This is a genomic window from Virgibacillus carmonensis (assembly GCF_057836705.1).
Genome location: NZ_JBYQFJ010000156.1, coordinates 1 through 709, shown reverse-complemented (window position 1 = coordinate 709; position 709 = coordinate 1). Strand labels below are relative to the sequence as shown.

The following is a 709-nucleotide window of genomic DNA, read 5'->3' as shown; positions in this document are numbered from 1 at the left end:
CCGTAGTCACTGGTGGATTGACTAAATGCGCGAAAGGAATATTATCAAATACCGCTAACGCGAAATCTTCTCCAACTTGAAGGTTATTTTCCTTTGCGAATTCAAGAACTTCGATAAAGACTAGGTCATTTGCCGCTAATAATGCCGTCGGTGGTGAGCCAGATGTGAAAAGCCTTTCTAACTCTTTCCTCACTGTCTTAATTTCCGCATTAATCATTAATGATGGATTTATTACTAATCCATATGCTTCGAGGGCTTTTTTATATCCTTCATACCGATCGGTCCGGGTGGAAATGGTTAACGGTTGTGAAGCAATTGCAATTTGTTGATGGCCATTTTCAATGAAGTGTTCAATTGCAGAATAAACTGCATCCAAATTGTTTGAAATAATGGTTGGTGCGGCTACGCCGGGCACTTTACGATCCATGAACACAACTGGGTAACCCCCTTCAACCATATTGGTGTATAGATCAATATTTTGCCCCGTCGGAAAAATAATCAACCCGTCCACTTGTTTTGCCCGGAGCATTTCGATGTATTTTCTTTCTTTCCCTGGGTCATTATCAGCATTACAGATGATTGCGTGCATATCATGCTGATTAAAAAAGTCTTCAATAACCCGGCTTATCTCGGTGGAAAATCGGTGCATGATATTTGCTACAATCACGCCAATCATGGAAGTCCGCTTCTGTTTTAAACTTCTAGCCAG

The 709-nt window shown here is 41.0% G+C and carries 1 protein-coding gene; it reads right to left on the bottom strand.

Annotated elements, in window-relative coordinates; genetic code table 11:
- The coding region (locus tag AC3G7N_RS21095; protein WP_489424107.1) for a substrate-binding domain-containing protein at positions 1-709 on the bottom strand (709 nt) is incomplete at both ends.